The organism is Candidatus Fonsibacter ubiquis, from assembly GCF_002688585.1.
GTDB lineage: Bacteria > Pseudomonadota > Alphaproteobacteria > Pelagibacterales > Pelagibacteraceae > Fontibacterium > Fontibacterium commune.
Genome location: NZ_CP024034.1, coordinates 538981 through 557919, shown reverse-complemented (window position 1 = coordinate 557919; position 18939 = coordinate 538981). Strand labels below are relative to the sequence as shown.

At 27.5% G+C, this 18939-nt stretch carries 21 protein-coding genes and 1 tRNA gene; 19 read left to right on the top strand and 3 right to left on the bottom strand.

All coding sequences use genetic code 11. From position 1 onward, the window contains the following. Positions 1 to 5: 5 nt before the first annotated feature. The 8 genes from tpiA to CR143_RS03135 are packed head-to-tail and all read left to right on the top strand — an operon-like array spanning position 6 to position 6521. Entirely contained in the window at positions 6 to 761 is a 756-nt protein-coding gene (tpiA, locus tag CR143_RS03170) for a triose-phosphate isomerase (protein ID WP_099340389.1), read from the top strand. Positions 762 to 764: 3 nt separating this feature from the next. Further along, a complete protein-coding gene (secG, locus tag CR143_RS03165) occupies positions 765 to 1070 on the top strand; it encodes a preprotein translocase subunit SecG (RefSeq protein WP_099340388.1) in 306 nt (101 codons plus the stop codon). Between the two features lie 54 nt (positions 1071 to 1124). Next, positions 1125 to 2759: a CTP synthase gene (locus CR143_RS03160; protein ID WP_099340387.1), complete on the top strand. Its 1635-nt coding sequence runs from the start codon at positions 1125 to 1127 to the stop codon at positions 2757 to 2759. Continuing rightward, positions 2756 to 3583, top strand: coding sequence for a 3-deoxy-8-phosphooctulonate synthase (gene kdsA / locus CR143_RS03155; protein ID WP_099340386.1), 828 nt, complete (start codon positions 2756 to 2758; stop codon positions 3581 to 3583). Before CR143_RS03160 ends, kdsA begins: the two co-directional genes overlap by 4 nt. A gap of 2 nt (positions 3584 to 3585) precedes the next feature. Beyond that, positions 3586 to 4848, top strand: coding sequence for a phosphopyruvate hydratase (gene eno / locus CR143_RS03150; RefSeq protein WP_099340385.1), 1263 nt, complete (start codon positions 3586 to 3588; stop codon positions 4846 to 4848). Further along, positions 4845 to 5150: a hypothetical protein gene (locus tag CR143_RS03145; protein ID WP_099340384.1), complete on the top strand. Its 306-nt coding sequence runs from the start codon at positions 4845 to 4847 to the stop codon at positions 5148 to 5150. Before eno ends, CR143_RS03145 begins: the two co-directional genes overlap by 4 nt. Next, a complete protein-coding gene (gene lipA / locus CR143_RS03140) occupies positions 5147 to 6070 on the top strand; it encodes a lipoyl synthase (protein ID WP_099340383.1) in 924 nt (307 codons plus the stop codon). The genes CR143_RS03145 and lipA overlap by 4 nt, the downstream gene beginning before the upstream one ends. Position 6071: 1 nt before the next feature. Further along, positions 6072 to 6521, top strand: coding sequence for a type II toxin-antitoxin system RatA family toxin (locus tag CR143_RS03135; protein WP_099340382.1), 450 nt, complete (start codon positions 6072 to 6074; stop codon positions 6519 to 6521). Here the strand turns inward: CR143_RS03135 and CR143_RS03130 are convergent. Genes CR143_RS03130 through ispD form a run of 3 tightly spaced genes read right to left on the bottom strand, consistent with a single transcriptional unit; the run spans position 6508 to position 8529 of the window. Next, positions 6508 to 6996: a CinA family protein gene (locus CR143_RS03130; protein ID WP_099340381.1), complete on the bottom strand. Its 489-nt coding sequence runs from the start codon at positions 6994 to 6996 to the stop codon at positions 6508 to 6510. The genes CR143_RS03135 and CR143_RS03130 overlap by 14 nt on opposite strands. After that, positions 6987 to 7364 carry a phosphatidylglycerophosphatase A family protein gene (locus CR143_RS03125; protein ID WP_239923107.1) on the bottom strand — a complete coding sequence of 126 codons (378 nt, stop codon included), beginning with the start codon at positions 7362 to 7364 and terminating at the stop codon, positions 6987 to 6989. The genes CR143_RS03130 and CR143_RS03125 overlap by 10 nt, the downstream gene beginning before the upstream one ends. Positions 7365 to 7422: 58 nt before the next feature. Then, the gene (gene ispD, locus CR143_RS03120) at positions 7423 to 8529 is read right to left on the bottom strand and encodes a 2-C-methyl-D-erythritol 4-phosphate cytidylyltransferase (RefSeq protein ID WP_099340379.1); all 1107 of its coding nucleotides are present in this window, start codon (positions 8527 to 8529) and stop codon (positions 7423 to 7425) included. Between the two features lie 5 nt (positions 8530 to 8534). Between ispD and CR143_RS03115 the strand changes: the two genes are divergently transcribed. From CR143_RS03115 to CR143_RS03065, 11 genes are all read left to right on the top strand, one after another. Further along, positions 8535 to 10307 (top strand): sensor histidine kinase NtrY-like, encoded by a 1773-nt coding sequence (locus tag CR143_RS03115; RefSeq protein WP_099340378.1) that lies wholly within the window; start codon positions 8535 to 8537, stop codon positions 10305 to 10307. Continuing rightward, positions 10304 to 11647, top strand: a complete 1344-nt coding sequence (locus CR143_RS03110) for a sigma-54-dependent transcriptional regulator (protein ID WP_099340377.1) — start codon at positions 10304 to 10306, stop codon at positions 11645 to 11647. The genes CR143_RS03115 and CR143_RS03110 overlap by 4 nt, the downstream gene beginning before the upstream one ends. Before the next feature lie 2 nt (positions 11648 to 11649). After that, positions 11650 to 12681 (top strand): type I glyceraldehyde-3-phosphate dehydrogenase, encoded by a 1032-nt coding sequence (gene gap, locus CR143_RS03105; RefSeq protein WP_099340376.1) that lies wholly within the window; start codon positions 11650 to 11652, stop codon positions 12679 to 12681. A 56-nt stretch (positions 12682 to 12737) separates the two neighbouring features. Next, a tRNA-Arg gene (locus tag CR143_RS03100) sits at positions 12738 to 12814 on the top strand. Between the two features lie 12 nt (positions 12815 to 12826). Continuing rightward, on the top strand, positions 12827 to 13849 hold the full coding sequence (locus tag CR143_RS03095) for a glycerol-3-phosphate dehydrogenase (RefSeq protein WP_099340375.1): 1023 nt from the start codon (positions 12827 to 12829) through the stop codon (positions 13847 to 13849). Further along, the gene (locus CR143_RS03090) at positions 13849 to 14124 is read left to right on the top strand and encodes a GIY-YIG nuclease family protein (protein WP_099340374.1); all 276 of its coding nucleotides are present in this window, start codon (positions 13849 to 13851) and stop codon (positions 14122 to 14124) included. Before CR143_RS03095 ends, CR143_RS03090 begins: the two co-directional genes overlap by 1 nt. A gap of 74 nt (positions 14125 to 14198) precedes the next feature. After that, complete coding sequence (locus CR143_RS03085) at positions 14199 to 15230, top strand: amino acid ABC transporter substrate-binding protein (RefSeq protein ID WP_099340373.1); 1032 nt, start codon at positions 14199 to 14201, stop codon at positions 15228 to 15230. A 58-nt stretch (positions 15231 to 15288) separates the two neighbouring features. Beyond that, positions 15289 to 16473, top strand: a complete 1185-nt coding sequence (locus CR143_RS03080) for an amino acid ABC transporter permease (protein WP_099340372.1) — start codon at positions 15289 to 15291, stop codon at positions 16471 to 16473. A gap of 5 nt (positions 16474 to 16478) precedes the next feature. Next, on the top strand, positions 16479 to 17525 hold the full coding sequence (locus tag CR143_RS03075; protein ID WP_099340371.1) for an amino acid ABC transporter permease: 1047 nt from the start codon (positions 16479 to 16481) through the stop codon (positions 17523 to 17525). Next, positions 17525 to 18262, top strand: coding sequence for an amino acid ABC transporter ATP-binding protein (locus tag CR143_RS03070; protein ID WP_099340370.1), 738 nt, complete (start codon positions 17525 to 17527; stop codon positions 18260 to 18262). Before CR143_RS03075 ends, CR143_RS03070 begins: the two co-directional genes overlap by 1 nt. A 5-nt stretch (positions 18263 to 18267) precedes the next feature. After that, a complete protein-coding gene (locus tag CR143_RS03065; protein ID WP_099340369.1) occupies positions 18268 to 18939 on the top strand; it encodes a DUF6134 family protein in 672 nt (223 codons plus the stop codon).

Below are 18939 nucleotides of genomic sequence, written 5' to 3'. Positions count from 1 at the left end.
TATTTATGGCCAAGACTATATATTTCATCGGTAACTGGAAAATGAACGGCAATTATGATTCTATCAAAGAAATTGAAACAGTTAATAATTTTTTAAAAAAAAAGTCTATTTCAAAATTAAAAAAAATTATATTTTGTCCTCCTTCTAATTTATTAATGTCCTTTAGTAAAAAAATTAACACAAAATTATTAGACTATGGCGCCCAAGACATTAGTAAAATTAATTTAAATAACGGCCCTTATACAGGTCAGTTAAGTGCCAAGATGATTAAGGAGTCAGGAGCAAATTATGTTATTGTTGGTCATTCAGAAAAAAGATTACTAGACGAAGATTGTAAAACTATAAAAAAAAAAATTAGTATAGCTATAGAAAATAAACTTAAAGTTATTTTTTGTATTGGTGAAAATTTATTTCAAAAAAAAAAAAATTTATCATTTAAAATTTTAAAAAAACAAATTTTAAATTCTATAGATAAAAAAATTAATTTTGATAATTTGATTATTGCATATGAGCCAATTTGGTCCATAGGAACTGGTATAGTTCCCTCAAATAATTATTTAGATCAAATTTATACGAAGTTAAAAAAATTTTTGAGGGAGAAATACAAAGTCAATTCACCCATTTTGATATATGGAGGGTCTGTTACTCCAGATAATGTTGTAACTTTGGGCGAGAATAGTTTAATATCAGGTTTTTTAATTGGTGGAGCTTCTTTAAAAAGTAAAAGCTTTATTGAGATTATAAAAAATTATTTTAGATAATTAATGCAAACTTTATTATTAATAGTTCATATTATTTTAGCTATTCTTTTAATTGGATCTGTTTTACTCCAAAAATCAGACGGCGGAGCTTTGGGAATAGGGGGTAATAGTGATAATTTAATGTCATCAAGATCAGCTGGAAATTTTTTAACTAAATTTACTGCAGTTCTTGCATTTTTATTTATTATAACAAGTATTTCTCTAACTCTTATTAATAAAAAGGATACTTCACAAAAATCTATTATTGATAAAATTGAGCAGCTAGACAAAAATACTAATACTCAACCAAAGATTCCTAGTTCAAAATAATTTTTTTTATTATTTTCTTGGTATTAATTGCTAAATAATCTATAGTGATCTTCCATGGTCCGTTATATTTTTGTTACCGGCGGCGTGGTTTCATCTCTTGGTAAAGGTATTGCTTCTGCTTCAATAGCTACTTTACTGCAATCTAGAGGATATAAGGTCAGAATCAGAAAATTGGATCCATATTTAAACATAGATCCTGGCACCATGAATCCCTACGAGCATGGGGAAGTTTATGTTACGGAAGATGGCGCCGAAACTGATCTTGATCTTGGGCACTACGAAAGATTTACTGAAATAAATACAAAAAAATCAGACAACATTACTACAGGTAAAATTTACCAGAATATAATTACTAAAGAGAGAAACGGATTTTATAAAGGATCAACAGTTCAAATTATTCCGCATGTCACAGATGAAATAAAAAAATTTATTACAAGTGATTTAACTAATGAAGATTTTGTAATTTGCGAAATTGGAGGAACGGTCGGAGATATTGAAAGTCTACCATTTTTAGAAGCTATAAGACAATATTCTAATGAAGCTGGAGCTGAAAAATGTTTATTTATTCATCTTACATTAGTTCCGTATATTAAAAGTGCTGCAGAATTAAAAACAAAACCAACACAACATTCAGTAAAAGAATTAAGAAGTATTGGTATTCAACCCGATATGATTCTATGTCGGTCAGAAAGTTTAATTCCTAATGAGGAAAAAGATAAAATTGCATTATTTTGTAATGTAAAAAAATCAAATGTATTTCAATCTATAGACGTAAGATCAATTTATGAAGTTCCTATTAAATACCAAGAAGAAGGATTAGATAGAAAAATATTAGATCATTTTGGAATTGCTAGTAAAAAAAATCCAAAATTAGATAATTGGAAATCGTTTAATAAAAAACTTAATGCTAAGAAAAATAAAGTTAATATTTCTATCGTTGGCAAATATACCCATTTGAAAGACGCTTATAAATCTTTGCACGAAGCTTTAATCCATGCATCAGTTTATAATAATGTTGACCTAGATTTAGATTGGATTGAGTCTTCAGATATTAAAAATTCAAAAGATTTGGAAAATAAACTTGGAAGAACTAACGGAATATTAATACCAGGAGGTTTTGGTAAACGGGGTGTTGATGGTAAAATTTTATCTGTACAATTTGCTAGAACTAAAAAAATTCCTTTTTTTGGAATTTGTTTTGGAATGCAAATATCTGTTATTGAACTTGCGAAAAATTTATTAGGTTTGAAGGATTCAAATTCTACAGAGTTATCTAAAACTAAAAATCCAGTTGTTTGTCTGATAGAAGAGTGGACACAAGGAAAAAAAATTTTAAAAGGAGAAAAATACAAAATTGGTGGATCAATGAGACTAGGTTCATATCCAGCAAAAGTTAAAAAAGACTCATTACTCTATAAGATTTATGGAAATAAAAGCCTAATCCATGAAAGACATAGGCATAGATATGAAGTAAATAGTACATATAAATCAATGTTAGAAAAAAAAGGAGTTGTGTTTTCAGCAAATTCTCCAGATGGTAAATTACCGGAAGCTATAGAGCTTAATAACCATCCTTGGTTTTTAGGAGTTCAGTTTCACCCCGAATTAAAATCAAGACCATTTGCTCCTCATAAAATATTTATTTCTTTCATTCAAGCCGCTATTAAAAATAAAAATTTAAATTTATGAAAAATAAAATTATTAAAATTAAAAAATTAAGTTTGGGAAATAATCTTCCTCTTACCTTAATTGCTGGACCGTGCCAAATTGAAAGCAAAGATCATTGTCATATGATAGCTGCAAAAATTAAAGAAATTACTAATAAATTAAAAATTGGTTTAATTTTTAAAAGTTCTTTTGATAAAGCGAATAGAACAAGTTTGAAATCTAAAAGAGGAGTCGGTCTTGAAAAATCTTTATCTATCTTTGATTTTATTTCAAAAGACTTAGATATTCCTATTCTTACCGATGTGCACAATGAAGAACAATGTAAAATAGTTTCTGAAGTTGTTGATGTTATTCAAATACCTGCTTTTTTATGCAGACAAACAGACTTGTTAGTAGCTGCAGCTAAAACAAATAAAGTTATTAATGTTAAAAAAGGTCAATTTTTAGCGCCATGGGATATGAAAAATGTTATTAAAAAAATTGAAGATACTGGTAATGACAAAATACTACTTACCGAAAGGGGAGTAAGTTTTGGCTATAATACATTAGTTTCAGATATGCGATCATTGCCAATTTTGTCTGATTTTGGATACCCAGTAGTTTTTGATGCTACTCATTCTGTCCAACAGCCTGGTGGCAAAGGTGATAGTAGTGGAGGGGAAAGAAAATTTATTAGTTCATTATCAAGAGCTGCCGTTGCAGTTGGGATTTCAACAATTTTTTTAGAAACACATGACAATCCTGACAAAGCACCATCTGATGGAGCCAATATGATTCCATTAAAAGATCTGGAGCATTTACTTAAAAATTTAATAGAAATAGATAGGTTAATTAAGTCAAAATAATAATGTCAGTTATTAAAAAGGTTAAAGCTAGACAAGTCTTTGATAGTAGAGGTTTTCCGACAGTAGAAGCTGAAGTAATATTAGCCGATGGGTCCGTAGGTCAGTCAATTGTTCCCTCAGGGGCTTCCACAGGCTCCTACGAAGCTCATGAGCTTAGAGATAAAAGTAACGAGTACCTTAATAAAGGAGTTTTGAGCGCAGTAGAGAATATAAATTCTGAAATAAATAATACGGTAAATGGTTTATCTACTTTTGAACAAAAAAAAATTGATAATTTATTAATTAAACTTGATGGTACTGATAATAAAAAAAGATTAGGGGCAAACGCTATTTTGGCAGTATCTATAGCAAATGCTAAAGCAGCGGCTAATTCTGATAAAACCTCACTATTCAAATACCTTGGTGGTAATAATAAAAATAAATTACCATTTCCAATGTTAAATATAATTAATGGAGGTGCGCACGCAAATAACTCACTGCAAATACAAGAGTTTATGATTAGACCTGACGGAGGAAAATCATTTTATGATTGTTTGAGAATGTCATTTTTAGTTATTCAAAATTTAAAAGATGAATTAAAATTAAAAAAATTCAACACAAATCTCGGTGATGAGGGAGGCTTTGCTCCTTCTTTTAACAGTGATGAAATAGCAATCGAATATATAATTAAAGCAATTAAAAAAGCTGGATTAAAAATTAGCAGAGATATTAATATTTGTTTAGATGTTGCTGCAAATGAACTTTATGTTTCTGGAAAGTATAAAATTAAAGAAAATAATAAACCAGTAACTGCAGATGAATTAATTAATTATTATAAAGGTTTATGTAATAAATACCCTATTGTTTCTATAGAGGATCCCGTCTTTGAAGATGACTGGAATGTTTGGAAAAAATTGACCAGAGAATTGGGAAAAAAGGTTCAAATTGTAGGCGACGACTTATTTGTGACAAATTTAAAGCGGCTAAAAAAAGGTGTTAAGGAATTAGCTGCCAATGCAATTTTAATCAAACCAAACCAAATTGGAACTGTTACAGAAACTCTTGAAGTAATTAATTTTGCAAAAATGAATAAATTTAACACAATTATTTCTCATCGATCTGGTGATAGCGAAGATACTTTTATTGCTGATTTAGCTGTTGCAACAGAGTCTTCACAGATTAAAACTGGTTCGTTAGCTAGATCAGAAAGAGTCTCAAAATATAATAGATTATTAAGAATTGAGGAAGAAATAGGAAAAAAATCTGAAATGGTAAAATTAATATGAAATTTTTTTCTGACTCTACCTCTGAAAAAAAATTTTCATTAATAATTCTTATAATAGTTTTATATATATTTTATAATTTTTTCGGTGGGGATAGAGGACTCATTGAATATTTTAAAAAAAAAATACTTTTAAAAGAATTTGAACAAAAAAATTTAGAAATAAAAAATGAGATTATTTTTTTTGCAAAAAAAAATGATTTTTTATCAGCAAATATAAATCGGGATTATTTAGATGAAGTATATAGAGATTATTTTGTATTGGGAAAAAAAGGAGAAAAGATTTATATTATTAACAAAAAATGACAGTCAGGCACCCTGAAAAAATTAATAATATTGAAAGTCCAATTCAAAAAAAACCTGCTTGGATAAGAGTAAAAGCTAATTATTCGCAAGATATTGTAGAAACTAAAAACATTCTAAAAAAAAATAATCTCATTACAGTTTGCGAGGAAGCCTCTTGCCCAAATATTAATGAATGTTGGAGCAAAAAACATGCAACCTTTATGATTATGGGTGATACATGCACTAGAGCTTGTGCTTTTTGTAATGTTAAAACTGGGATACCCAATGTATTAGATTTACAAGAACCAAAAAAAATCGCCCAAAGTGTTAAAGATTTAAATTTATTACATGTAGTTATAACTTCAGTAGATAGAGATGATTTAGCAGATGGTGGTGCAAAACATTTTGCAGATGTAATTTCTGAAATAAAAAAAATAAATACTAATACAACCGTTGAAGTTTTAACTCCAGATTTTTTAAGAAAAGGAGATGTCTATAAAATAGTAGTTGATGCAAAACCCGATGTTTTTAATCATAATTTAGAAACCATTCCCCGTCTTTACTTAAGGGTGAGACCAGGATCTAGATACTTTCAGTCATTAGATTTGTTAAGAAAAGTTAAAGATTATAATTCATCGATTTTTACCAAATCAGGTCTAATGGTTGGTTTGGGTGAAACAAAAGAAGAGATTATGCAAGTCATGGATGATTTAAGAGTTGCTGGTGTTGATTTTTTAACAATTGGTCAGTATTTGCAACCTAGTACCAAGCATTATCCTATAAAAAATTTTATAACTCCAGAAGAATTTGAAAATTACAAATTGATAGCAGAAGGAAAAGGATTTTTATTAGTTTCTTCAAGCCCATTAACCCGATCCTCTTACCATGCCTCAGAGGATTTTGAGATTTTAAAAAGTAAAAGAATTAACAAATTAATTTAAATTGCCAGTAAAAAAAATTATAAAAAAATTCAATTATTCAAAAAAAGATCTTATAGGATTAGTCTTAAAAATTGACGATTATAAAAATTTTTTACCTTGGTGTGTAGACTCAAAGATTCTTTCGATTAGTAAAAATAAAAAAAATCAAGAAATTATAGCTGACTTAGAAATAGGTTTTAAGTCATTTAGAGATATTTACACAAGTAAAGTTCTTTATGATGATCAAAATTCCAAAATCGAAGTAACTTCTATTAATGGTAATATTAAAAAGTTACTTAATATTTGGGAATTTAAAGAGATTAATAAAAATTCGTGTAATGTAATTTTTTTTATAGATATAGAACTAAAAAATCCTATTATTAATATTTTGTTTAAAAAATTTTTTAATTATGGCTTTGAAAAAATTTTAAAATCTTTTGAAGAACAAGCAAGAGAAACTATAAAATGCTAATATGATCATTAATAATTTTTAATGTAGATTTTAGAACCTCTTTTTGAATGTCAACCCTTGATAATTTTTTATTATAAATAAACTTATTGATCTCAATTTTTTTTTTACTAGCTATTCCTATGTAAACAAGCCCAACGGGCTTTTTAACTGTACCTCCACCGGGCCCAGCTATACCAGTAATTGATACAGCAATATTAGATTTTGAAATTTTAAGTAAATTTTTACACATTTGTTTGCAAGTCTCTATGCTTACAGCTCCATATTTTAATAATTTTTTTTTTTTTAGTTTAAGAAATTTAATTTTTGATTCATTTGAATAACAGACAACTCCCATTATAAAGGATTTTGATGACCCAGGTAATTTTGTTAAATTGTAACTAATTAGTCCACCAGAACAAGATTCGGCTATTGAGATTTTTAATTTTTTTTTTTTAAGCCTTTCGTTTATGATTTTAATTTGATGATTTATACCCATAAATAAATTAGAAAGAATGTGTATAATCCAGCGATAATATCATCCATTAATACACCGTTTGCACTTTTAACTTTTAAATCAAAATAGCTCGCTGGCCAAGGTTTCGTAATATCAAATAAGCGAAATAGTAAAAAAGATAATATTATTAAAAAAAAATTGTTTTCACATAATATTAGTGGAATTGATTGACCAATAAATTCATCTATTACAATTTCTTTTGGGTCAGATGATGAAAAGGATTGTTTTAATGACTTATTTAAAAAAAAAATTGAATAAAAAAAAATAAAAATAATAAAAAAAATAAAACTTAAAAGACTGAGGTAATTGTAAAATATATAATAAAAAAATATAGCCACTAGTGACCCCATAGTTCCAGAAATTGGTAAAAAACCTATCCCAAACAAAGTAAAAATTTTTTTATTCAATTTAAACATTGGATACAGTTGTAATTACCTCACAAGCAATTGATTTATTTTTACCGATGTTGCCAAGTCTATCGGTCGTTTTTGCTTTAACGCTTACTTTTTTACTAGCAATATTACAAATTTTAGCAAGATTATCAGATATAATCTTTTTATAATTTTTTAGATTTGGTTTTTGTAAAATAATATTAATATCAATATTGTTAATTACATATTTTTTCTCTTTAAATAATTTAATTATTTTTTTTAAAAAAAAAGTTGATTTTTTATTTTTAAATTTTTGATTATTTGGAAATAAAGTTCCAATATCACCTAATTTTTTAGATCCCAATAAAGCATCAACCAATGCATGGATTACAGGGTCCCCATCTGAGTGTCCAACAGTTCCCATAGGGTGCGGAATTTTAATCCCTCCTAAGTATAATTTATAATTTTTTTCTAATCTATGGATATCATAACCGATACCATAAGAAATTTGGTTATCAAAATTATAATCTTTTTTTAAAGTTATTTTAATATTGTCATGATCACCTTTTATTATTTTTACTTTTAAATTTTTAAAAAAAAATAAAGAGGATTCATCGCTAAATTTATTATTTATAAATTCTTTATGTAGTAAAAATATTTTTTTATAAGAAAAACATTGTGGAGTTTGGATAGAAAGTACTTTTTTTCTATCTAAAATTTTATTTTTATAAACTATCGTGTCAGTATTTGATATGCATGGTATTATTGCTTCATGTTTTTTTGATAATTTAATAATTTTATCAATAAGTTCTTTTTTAAGAAAAGGTCTTGCCGCATCGTGAATTATAATTTTTTTATAATTACTATTTTTTATTTTATTAAGAGCATGAAATACTGAGTTCTTTCTTTCTTTTCCTCCTTGAACTATTTCAATTTTTTTATTTTTAAAAATTTGAGTTCTAAATTTATTAAAATCGGGCTTATTAACTACTAAAATAATCTTTTTTATTGAATTTATTTCAGAAAATATTTTAAGAGAGTGATTTATTATTAACTCATTATCAAGTACTGTGTATTGCTTTGGTATAGTTTTTAAAAATCTATGACCTTTGCCAGCTGCTAAAATAATAGCGCAATAATTCATATATTATGATTATAAAAATATTAAGTTCAAATTTAGTTTTATACGTTAGCACTTTTCTTTCAATCATTTTTGGAATTTTCACTCTATACACTTTTTCTGGCACAAGTTTTGTTGAGTTAAATGAAAATAATATTCAAATCTTATTAGTAATAAACGTTATTATTATATGTTTATTGTTTTTTTTAATAATTAGAAAACTTATTGTTTTTTTTTACAAATCTAAAATACTTACAGGTCTAAGTACTAATTTAAATTTTATAAAATATTTTATTTTTGTAACAGCAATTCCAGCAATTTTTATAGCAGTTTTTTCTTTAATGCTTTTTAATCTTGGTATTGAAAAGTGGTTTGATAAGAAAGTAAACGATGTTGTAAATAATTCAGTAGAAGTTGCTAGAAATTATCTTGAAGAAAATCAAAATTCCATTAAGGGAGAAATTTTGGCAATGGCAAACGATCTTAATAGAAATTTAAATTTATATACAGATAATAAAATATTATTCCAAAATTATTTTGATCAACAATCGAGATTTCGTAAAATTGAAGAGTCCTACTTGATTAATAATGATGGAGTTCTTTTATTATCAACATCTTTCACTAACAAAAATAATTTTGTACCGCCATTAAAAACATTTATTGATATGGCCAATAACGGACAAACAATACTAATTTCTGATGCAAATAAAAATCAAACTAACGCTTTGATAAAATTAAATGAAAATATTCTTTTATATGCAATTCGATATGTTGATGCTGAAACAGTAAATTTTTTAAAAAATACTGGTGAAGCTTCTACTTTTTATTATAAATTAAAATCTAATAAACTCGGGCTTCAAATAACTTTTGCAGGAGTTTATATTGTAATAGTTAGCTCGTTAATTTTAATCTCTGCAGTTTATGCAATAAATATTGCAAATAAAATTTCAAAGCCAATTATCAAATTAATATACGCAGCTAAAGAAGTTTCTAGCGGAAATTTGAATGTGAAATTAAAAGATGAAAAAGAAGATGATGATTTTAAAAAATTATACAATACCTTTAATATAATGACTCAAGAAATTAAGATTCAAAAAAATAAAATTGCTTTAACAGAAAGATATCAAGCTTGGGAAATGGTAGCAAAAAAACTTGCCCATGAAATTAAAAACCCATTAACACCAATTACACTTTCTTTGGAGAGAATTAAAGATAAATACCTTAAACAAATAAACATTGATAAGCAGGACTTTGAAAATTATTTAAATATTATATCAAGACAAGTTCAAGATATCGGAAATTTAGCTAACGAGTTTTCAGATTTTGCAAGAATGCCTGTTCCTATAAAAAAAATAAATAATTTAAAAAAACTAATAGAAGATAATATTAATTTATATAATTTATCAGAAAAAAATGTGACATTTCATTTAGAATATAAAAGTGAAAGAGTTTTTATAGAGTTTGATTTAGATCAAATTTCAAGAGTTTTCGTAAATATTATTAAAAACTCGATAGAGTCTATAAATGAAAAGCAAGAAGTAGATAAAAATTTTCAAGGTCTAATTAAAATAGAGGTTAAAGATGATAACGAGTTTATAAACATTATTATTGATGACAATGGGGTTGGTTTTAAATCTACCCCCAAAGATTTAGTAGCACCACTGACCACAACTAAAAAGCACGGATCAGGTCTTGGATTATCAATTGCTTCTAAGATTTTATTTGAACACGGTGGAGATTTAAAATTTTTTGAAAAGAATGATGGAGCAAAAATTATACTAAGCATTAAAAGCAATCAATGACTAGTGAAATTTTATTAATTGATGATGAAAAAGATATAAGATTTGCTGTTCATGAGATCTTGAATGAAAACAATTTTTTTGTCCGCGAAGCCGATACGGTTGAAAAAGCTTTATCAGAAATTAAAAAAAAATTACCTGATTTAGTAATTCTAGATGTTTTACTGGATGAAAAAAAAAGAGATGGAATACATATATTAAAATTTATCAAGTCACTAGACGCTGATCTTCCAGTTATAATGATCTCGGGACATGCAAATATTCAAATTGCCGTAGATTCTATAAAACATGGTGCCTTTGAATTTTTAGAAAAACCATTTAATAAAGATAGATTACTGAACTTTGTTAATAGAGCACTTGAAAATTCATCTTTAAAAAAAGAAAATAAGTCTTTAAAAAAAAATTTATATTTATCCAATGAATTAATTGGAAATTCATCGACGCTTGTAAAATTGCGAAACTCTATAGAAAAGTTTTCAAAAACTGATAGCCGAATTTTAATTTTTGGTCCTGCAGGATCTGGAAAAGAATTAGTAGGAAGACTTATTCATGAAGCCTCATCAAGATCTAATAATTCTTTTAAAGTCGTGAATGGCGCTATTTTAGATCCTAATCATTTTGATTTTGAATTATTTGGATCTGAAAATAACGATAAAATTATTTCAGGTATTTTTGAAAAAAGTAATAATGGCACTTTATTAATTGATAACATTTCAGATGTACCTCTACAAACACAAGGAAAAATTTTACGAGTATTATCAGATCAAAAATTTCATCGAGTAAATGGTGCAAATGAAATTAGTGTTAATATTCGAGTTATGTGTTCTACCAGCAAAAATTTAAAAGAAGAGATTGTAAGTGGAAATTTTAGAGAGGATCTTTTTCATAGAATAAATGTAATTCCAATACAAACCCCTTATCTAAAAGATGTAAAGGAAGACATTCCATTATTGGTCGATTATTTTATTAAACGAATCTCTGATACTAATGGTTTAAAACCTATTTCTATTAACTCAAAAAATGCAGTTTTTTACGATTATGACTGGCCTGGCAACGTTAGGGAACTTAGAAATCTAATTGAAAGAGTTGTTATTTTAGCGTCTGGTAAAAATGAGGATGTAGATAAAATTTTATCTGAGTCATTAAAAATTTCATCAGTAAGGGAAAATAAAACTGAAGATGCTTTTCAATTTCCTCTTAAGGAAGCAAGAGAAAAGTTTGAAAAAAATTATCTTGAAATTCAACTTAACAGACATAATGGAAATGTTTCTAAAACCGCAGATTATATTGGAATGGAAAGAAGTGCTTTACATAGAAAACTAAAATCTTTAGGTATTAATTAATTATGAAAATTAAAGTCGCAATTAATGGATTTGGTAGAATTGGCAGAACAATTCTAAGAGCTCATTATGAAAATAAAAAAAAACATGATTTAGAAATCATTGCCATTAATGGATCTGGTAATGCTGAAGATAATGCGCATTTATTAAAATATGACTCTACACACGGTAAATTTAATGAAGAAGTAAAATCTATGGAGAATTATATTTTTATTAATAAAGATAAAATTGAAGTTTTAAATAAGAAAGATCCAAAAAATTTACCATCATGGAAAAAATTAGGAGTTGATTTAGTTTTAGAATGTACCGGTCGTTTTACTTCAAGAGATGATGCGCAATTACATATTAATGCTGGAGCAAAGAAAGTTTTAATTTCTGGTCCTGGATATTCACCTGGTACAGGAAAAGAAGTTGATGCAACTATAGTCTATGGAGTAAATCATAAAATTTTAAAAAAAACACACACAATTATTTCAAATGCCTCTTGTACTACTAATTGCTTAGCTCCAATTGCTAAAGTGTTAAATGATAGTTTGGGTATTGAAACTGGCATTATGAATACGATTCATGCTTATACAAATGACCAGGTGCTAAATGATGCTTATCATAATGATTTAAGAAGAGCGCGGGCTGCAGCTTTGTCAATGATACCAACAAAGACTGGCGCTGCAAATTCTATTGGACTGGTAATACCAGAGTTAGCTGGTAAATTAGATGGACTTTCCGTGAGAGTTCCAACCAATAATGTTTCTTTGGTTGATCTGACATTTGTGGCAAAGAAAAAAACATCTACTAAAGATATTAATGAAATTATTAAATCTTCAGCAAAAAGCAGTTACGCAAATATTATCCAGTACAACACCGAACCATTAGTATCTATTGATTTTAATCATAACCCTTATTCTTGTATTTTTGACTCAACTCAAACAAGAGTATCAAGCGACGGAAGGCTGGTTAAGGTATTAGCTTGGTATGATAATGAGTGGGGTTTTTCTAATCGAATGCTTGATACATCTATTGCTATAATGAGAGCCTAAATTATTAACAAATTGATTAAAAAAAAATAATTGTTAAAACTGGTCTAAATTTAGTTGCGCCCTTAGCTCAGCTGGATAGAGCATCGGTTTTCTAAACCGAGGGTCAGAGGTTCGAATCCTTTAGGGCGCGCCAATTTTATATATTATGGCAAATATTTTAATTTTAGGAGCAGGTTCAATGAGTACTGCTTTTGCCTTTCCTTGTAGTGATAATAATCATCAGGTTTCAATTGTAGGTACTCATTTAGAGGATAATTTTATTGATATTTTTAAATCTAACAAATTCGTTCATCCAGTATTAAAATCTAAAATACCAAAAAATGTAAAACTTTATAAATTTCAAAGCTTTAGCATTTTGCTTAAGAAGGCAGATTTAATAGTTCTTGGAATAAGTTCTCAAGGATTCAAATGGGCATGTGATCAACTCACAAAAATTAAAAAAAATCAGCAAATTTTAATTTTAACTAAAGGATTAGGAATCGATAAAAATAAATATGAGGTGTATCCGGAAGTAATTAAAAATTTTTTATTAAAAAAAAAAATTAAAAATATAAAAATTTCAGTTGCAGCAGGACCATGTTTAGCCGCTGAATTATCAAAAAGAGTTTTTACAAATGTTGTCTTTGCAAATAGAGATATTTCAGTAGTTAAAAATTTATCAAAAATGATAAGTACTTCTTACTATAAAATTAAATGTTCAAGTGATTTAATTGGTGTTGCTGCTTGTGGTGGAGTTAAAAACATTTACTCAATGATAGTTGGAACATCTATGGGTATGAATTTAAAAAATATAAAGGATAATAAAAATCTAAATACTGCTGCAGCATTATTTAATCAATCCATAAAAGAGATGCGTTATTTTATAAAAAAAATAGGAGGTCAAGAGTCTACTGTAATGGATTTAGCTGGTATTGGTGATTTATATGTAAGCTGCACTGGTGGAAGAAATTCAAAAATGGGTAAATTTATTGGGATGGGATTAACTTATAGAAATGCAAAAAAAAATAAAATGCCAAATGAAACAGTTGAAGGCGCAGATTTAATTTTTGATATTGGAAAAAAAATTATTAATGATTTTACCAGTAAAGAACTTCCTCTAATAAGCTCTTTTATAAAAGCTTTAATTCACAATACTAAATTTAAAATTGAAAAAAAATTTTTCTTATAGTGAAAGAGAATTTTTTTGTTTATTTAATTTTAAATATAAAAAATCGTAAAACTATGAGTTACGTAGGTTGGACAAATAATTTAAGAAAAAGACTTCAACTTCATAATTCTGGTAAAGGCGCTAAATTTACGAGGGGAAGAAAATGGATTTTAATTTATAAAAAAAAATTAAAATCAAAAAAGAGCGCTATGCAATTTGAATATAATTTAAAAAAAAATAGAAAAATTAGAAAACAATTGATTGAAAAGTTTATTAGCACAACTATAGATTGTTAATGAGAAAAATAGGCTTTTAACTAGTTTTTAATTTAAGTATAAAACAACGACTAAACTTAACTAAAAATAAAAAAATGAAAAAAATTACAATTAATTCATTTGCTATTTTAGCTTTTGTTGCAACTTTTATATTTGCAACTTTTAGCGCTAATGCAAATCAAACTAGAGAAAACGTTGTAAAACGTGGTTCTCTAAATTGCGGTGTATCACAAGGTGTGCCAGGATTTTCTAATGCTGATGCATCAGGAAAATGGACTGGTATAGACGTTGACGTTTGTAGAGCTATCGCAGCCGCTGTTCTTGGAGATGCAACTAAAGTTAAATATACACCTTTAAGTGCAAAAGACAGATTTGAAGTTTTAAAAGCTGGTGATATCGATGTTCTAGCTAGAAATACAACTTGGACATTATCAAGAGATGGTGGACTTGCTTTAGAGTTTCCTGCAACTAATTTTTATGATGGACAAGGTTTCATGATTAGAAAAGCTGCAAACATTAACTCAGCAAAAAAATTAAATAACGTAAAAGTTTGTGTTGAAACTGGCACTACTACAGAACTGAACCTTAGAGATTATTTTAAGGCAAATAAATTAAAGTACGAACCAGTTGCTTTTACAAAAGCTGATGAAGCGGTAGCAGCATATGATGCGGGTCGTTGCGATGTTTATACAACTGATAAATCTGGTTTAGCAGCAAATAGAACAAAAACTAAAAATCCTGCTGATCACATAATTTTGCCAGAAACTATTTCTAAAGAACCACTAGGACCAGTTGTTCGTGGAAATGATGAAAATTGGGCAAACATTGTAAGATGGACTTTAAACGTAATGATAGAGGCAGAGGAGTACGGAATTACTCAGGCTAATATCGACTCTCTAAAAACGACAGAGGATCCAGCAATTAAACGATTGTTAGGTCTTGAAGGTGAAACTGGAAAAAATCTTAGTTTAGGAAATACTTGGAGTTATAATATCATCAAACAAGTTGGAAATTATGGTGAAAGTTATGAAGCCAATGTTGGACCAAAAACACCTGTGGGTTTAGCTAGAGGCCTGAACGCTTCTTGGAGAAAAGGTGGAATCTTATACGCTCCTCCTGTAAGATAATTTTTTAAAATTATTTAATTAAAGGGCCGATTTATTCGGCCCTTTAAAAATCATCAGCATGTTTTTAACGTCCCAGTTTAAAACAACTTTAAAAAAAAATTTACAGCCACTAAACCTATTACCTCAAGTTTTTTTAATTTTATTAATTATTTATATTGTTTATTTTTTTTCCAAAAATACTGAAATAAATCTAGACTCAAGAAATTTAAATTTTGGATTTGATTTTTTAAGTAATAATGCAGGTTTTGATATTCAGTTTAGTTTGATTAATTACGATGGATCTTCTAGCTATGCAAAATCTTATCTAGTTGGGTTATTAAACACATTATTGGTGGCATTTTTTGGAATAATTTTTGCAACAATTTTAGGCTTTATTGTTGGCATATCCAGATTATCAACAAATTGGATGCTAAATAAATTGTCTTTAATTTACGTTGAGTTATTTAGAAATTTACCGCTTATTCTGCAGATTTTTTTTTGGTATTTCGTTGTTATTAGATCTCTGCCAAGTACTGAAAAAAGCGTAATTATTTTAAATTTTTTAATAATAAATCTTCAAGGTTTTTATATCCCAAAATTTATTTTTAGTAACTTCGTTTTTATATTTTACGGTTTTATTTTAGCCTTAGCTGTCACTTTTTTTTTAAGATACTATGCTACAAAAGTTTTCTATGAAAGCGCTAAAGTAATACCGGTATTTAAAATTTTTTTACTTTTAGTTATTATTTTTCCAATAATATTTGCCTTATTAGGAGACGTAAAAATAACAATTGAGTATCCTAAATTAGTTAAAAATTTTGGAATATTCAATTATTTAGGTGGAGTTAAACTAGTTCCTGAATTTTTAGCTCTATTATTTTCCTTGTCATTATATACATCCGCATTCATAGCAGAAAATGTTAGAGCTGGAATTTTAGCCATTAGTAAAGGTCAAAAGGAGGCATCAAAATCTCTAGGTTTTAATAATTCACAAACTTTAAAATTAATTGTTATACCACAAGCTCTGAGAGTTATTATTCCGCCAACCACTAATCAGTATTTAAATTTAACAAAAAATTCTTCATTAGCTGCTGCTATTGGGTATCCGGACCTTACAGGTGTTTTTGCAGGCACAGCTTTATCTCAAACAGGCAAAGCAATTGAAATAATTTTTATAGTCATGATGACTTATCTGACTATCAGTTTGATAATTTCTATTATTTTAAATTGGTATAATAAAAAAATAGCTTTAGTTGAAAGATAAAAAAAATGGAAAATATAAAAATTTGGCTTAAAAAAAATTTATTTTCAAATTGGTACTATTCACTAATAACCATTTTTATTTTATATGTTCTTTTTTCAACTATTCCTACTTTTCTTGATTGGGCTTTTTTTAAAGCAACTTTCATAGGTAATACTAAATCTGACTGTAAGTCTGGTGGAGCTTGCTGGGTTTTTATTAAAGTTTGGTTTGATAAACTTATTTATGGTTTTTATCCCGAAAAAGATTTGTGGAGGGTTAATCTAACTTTTTTAATTTTAATTTTTAGTGTTGCTCTTGCTTTCTTTGTTAAAGATAAATTTAAAATTTATATTTTATTTTTTATAATATTTATTTTTCCGTTTATAGGTTTTATTTTAATAAGGGGAGGTTTTGGACTTGATCAAGTAGAGACAAGAGTGTGGGGCGGACTAGCTTTAACGTTTATGCTTACTTTTTTTGGTATAATTTTTGCATTTCCTCTTGGAGTATTACTTGCTTTAGGAAGAAGATCTGAGCTTCCGGTTTTTAGATATTTTTGTATTGCTTTTATTGAATTTTGGAGAGGAATTCCCTTAATTACTGTAATTTTTGCTGCAGCAATTATGTTTCCTTTATTTATCCCTGCAAATGCTAATGTAGATAAGTTATTAAGAGTAGCTATTGGAATAAGTATTTTTGAATCTGCTTATATTGCTGAAGTTGTTAGAGGTGGATTGCAATCATTACCTAAAGGTCAATATGAAGCTGCAAAATCATTAGGCATGGGTTATTGGAAGATGAATTTTTTAATTATTCTACCACAAGCAATAAAAACTGTAATTCCAGGAATTACCAATACATTTATTGCTTTATTTAAGGATACTCCTTTAATTATTTTAGTAGGCCTGCTGGAACTATTAGGAATGGTAAATTTAGCTAAGTCGAATTCTTATTGGTTAGGTTTTGCAGTGGAGGGTTATGTGTTTGTTGGAATTATTTTCTGGGTTTTCTCTTATTTATTAAGTAGATACACTCAAAGTTTAGAAAAAAAATATAGTACGGAAAAACACTAATGAGTGAAAAAGTAATTGAATTTAAAAATGTAAATAAGTGGTATGGTAAATTTCACGTTCTTAAAGACATAAATCTTCACGTAAATAAAAGTGAAAAAATAATTATTTGCGGACCTTCTGGATCAGGAAAATCTACATTAATAAGATGTATCAATGGCCTTGAGCAACATCAAGATGGAAATATTATTGTTCAAGGCAATGAGTTAGACAAAACTTTAAAAAATGTTGAAAAAATAAGAGGAGAAGTAGGTATGGTTTTTCAACAATTTAATTTATTTCCTCATTTAACTATTTTAGATAATTGCGCCTTAGCTCCTGCATGGGTAAAAAAAATACCTAAAAAAAGAGCAGATGAAATTGCAATGGAATATTTAACAAAAGTTAAAATTTCAGAACAAGCAAAAAAATATCCAGGACAGTTATCAGGTGGACAACAACAAAGAGCAGCAATAGCTAGAGCTTTATGCATGGAGCCAAAAATTATGTTGTTTGATGAGCCAACTTCAGCACTAGACGCTGAAATGATAAAAGAAGTTCTTGAAATTATGATTGATCTTGCAAAAGCTGGTATGACAATGGTTGTAGTGTCTCATGAGATGGGTTTTGCAAAAACGGTTGCTGATAGAGTAATTTTCATGGACGAAGGAAAAATTATTGAAATGCAAAAAACAAAAGATTTTTTTGAAAAACCGCAAAGTGACAGAACAAAACTTTTTTTAAGCCAAATTCTTCGATAGATTTAATGTTTCGTTACTTAATTTTTTTTATAAATTTCATCTTATTTCCTACAATTGCTAGCTCCCATGTCCAGCATTATAAAAATTTACAGCGTGTTGAATTTGATATTTATAGAAATAATGATCTGGTTGGATATCACAAAGTGAATATTAAAAAAAAAGGTGATAATACAAAAGAGGTAATTACAGATATATTAATTGAAGTTAAAATCCTTGGAATAAAGGTTCATACTTATAAATCTTATGGGGTTGAGACTTATAAAGGTAATGAGTTAATAGAATTTAAATCAAAAACACAAGATGGTAGCGATAACGATTATTGTAATATTAAAAAAATTTCAGATGGAAAGTATTCATTTGATGGAATGACAGAAAATAAAAAATACGTTTACGAATTAAGTGATAAATTTTATCCAGCGCTTTGGTGGAATCATGAGTCTTTGTTAAATAATAATTATGTTTTGGGGCAGGGTTGCAGAAATTTAAAAACACAAATAACTTTTTTAAAAAAAGAAACTAAAAAAATTAATGAAAAAAATGAACTAGTAAATTTTTATAATATAAAAGGTGATAATCTTGACATAAATATTGGTTATACTGAAAAAGACCTTAAATGGGTTGATATGAAATTTACACTTAAAGGGGATTGGGAGTATAAATTAAAGAATTTAAATTAA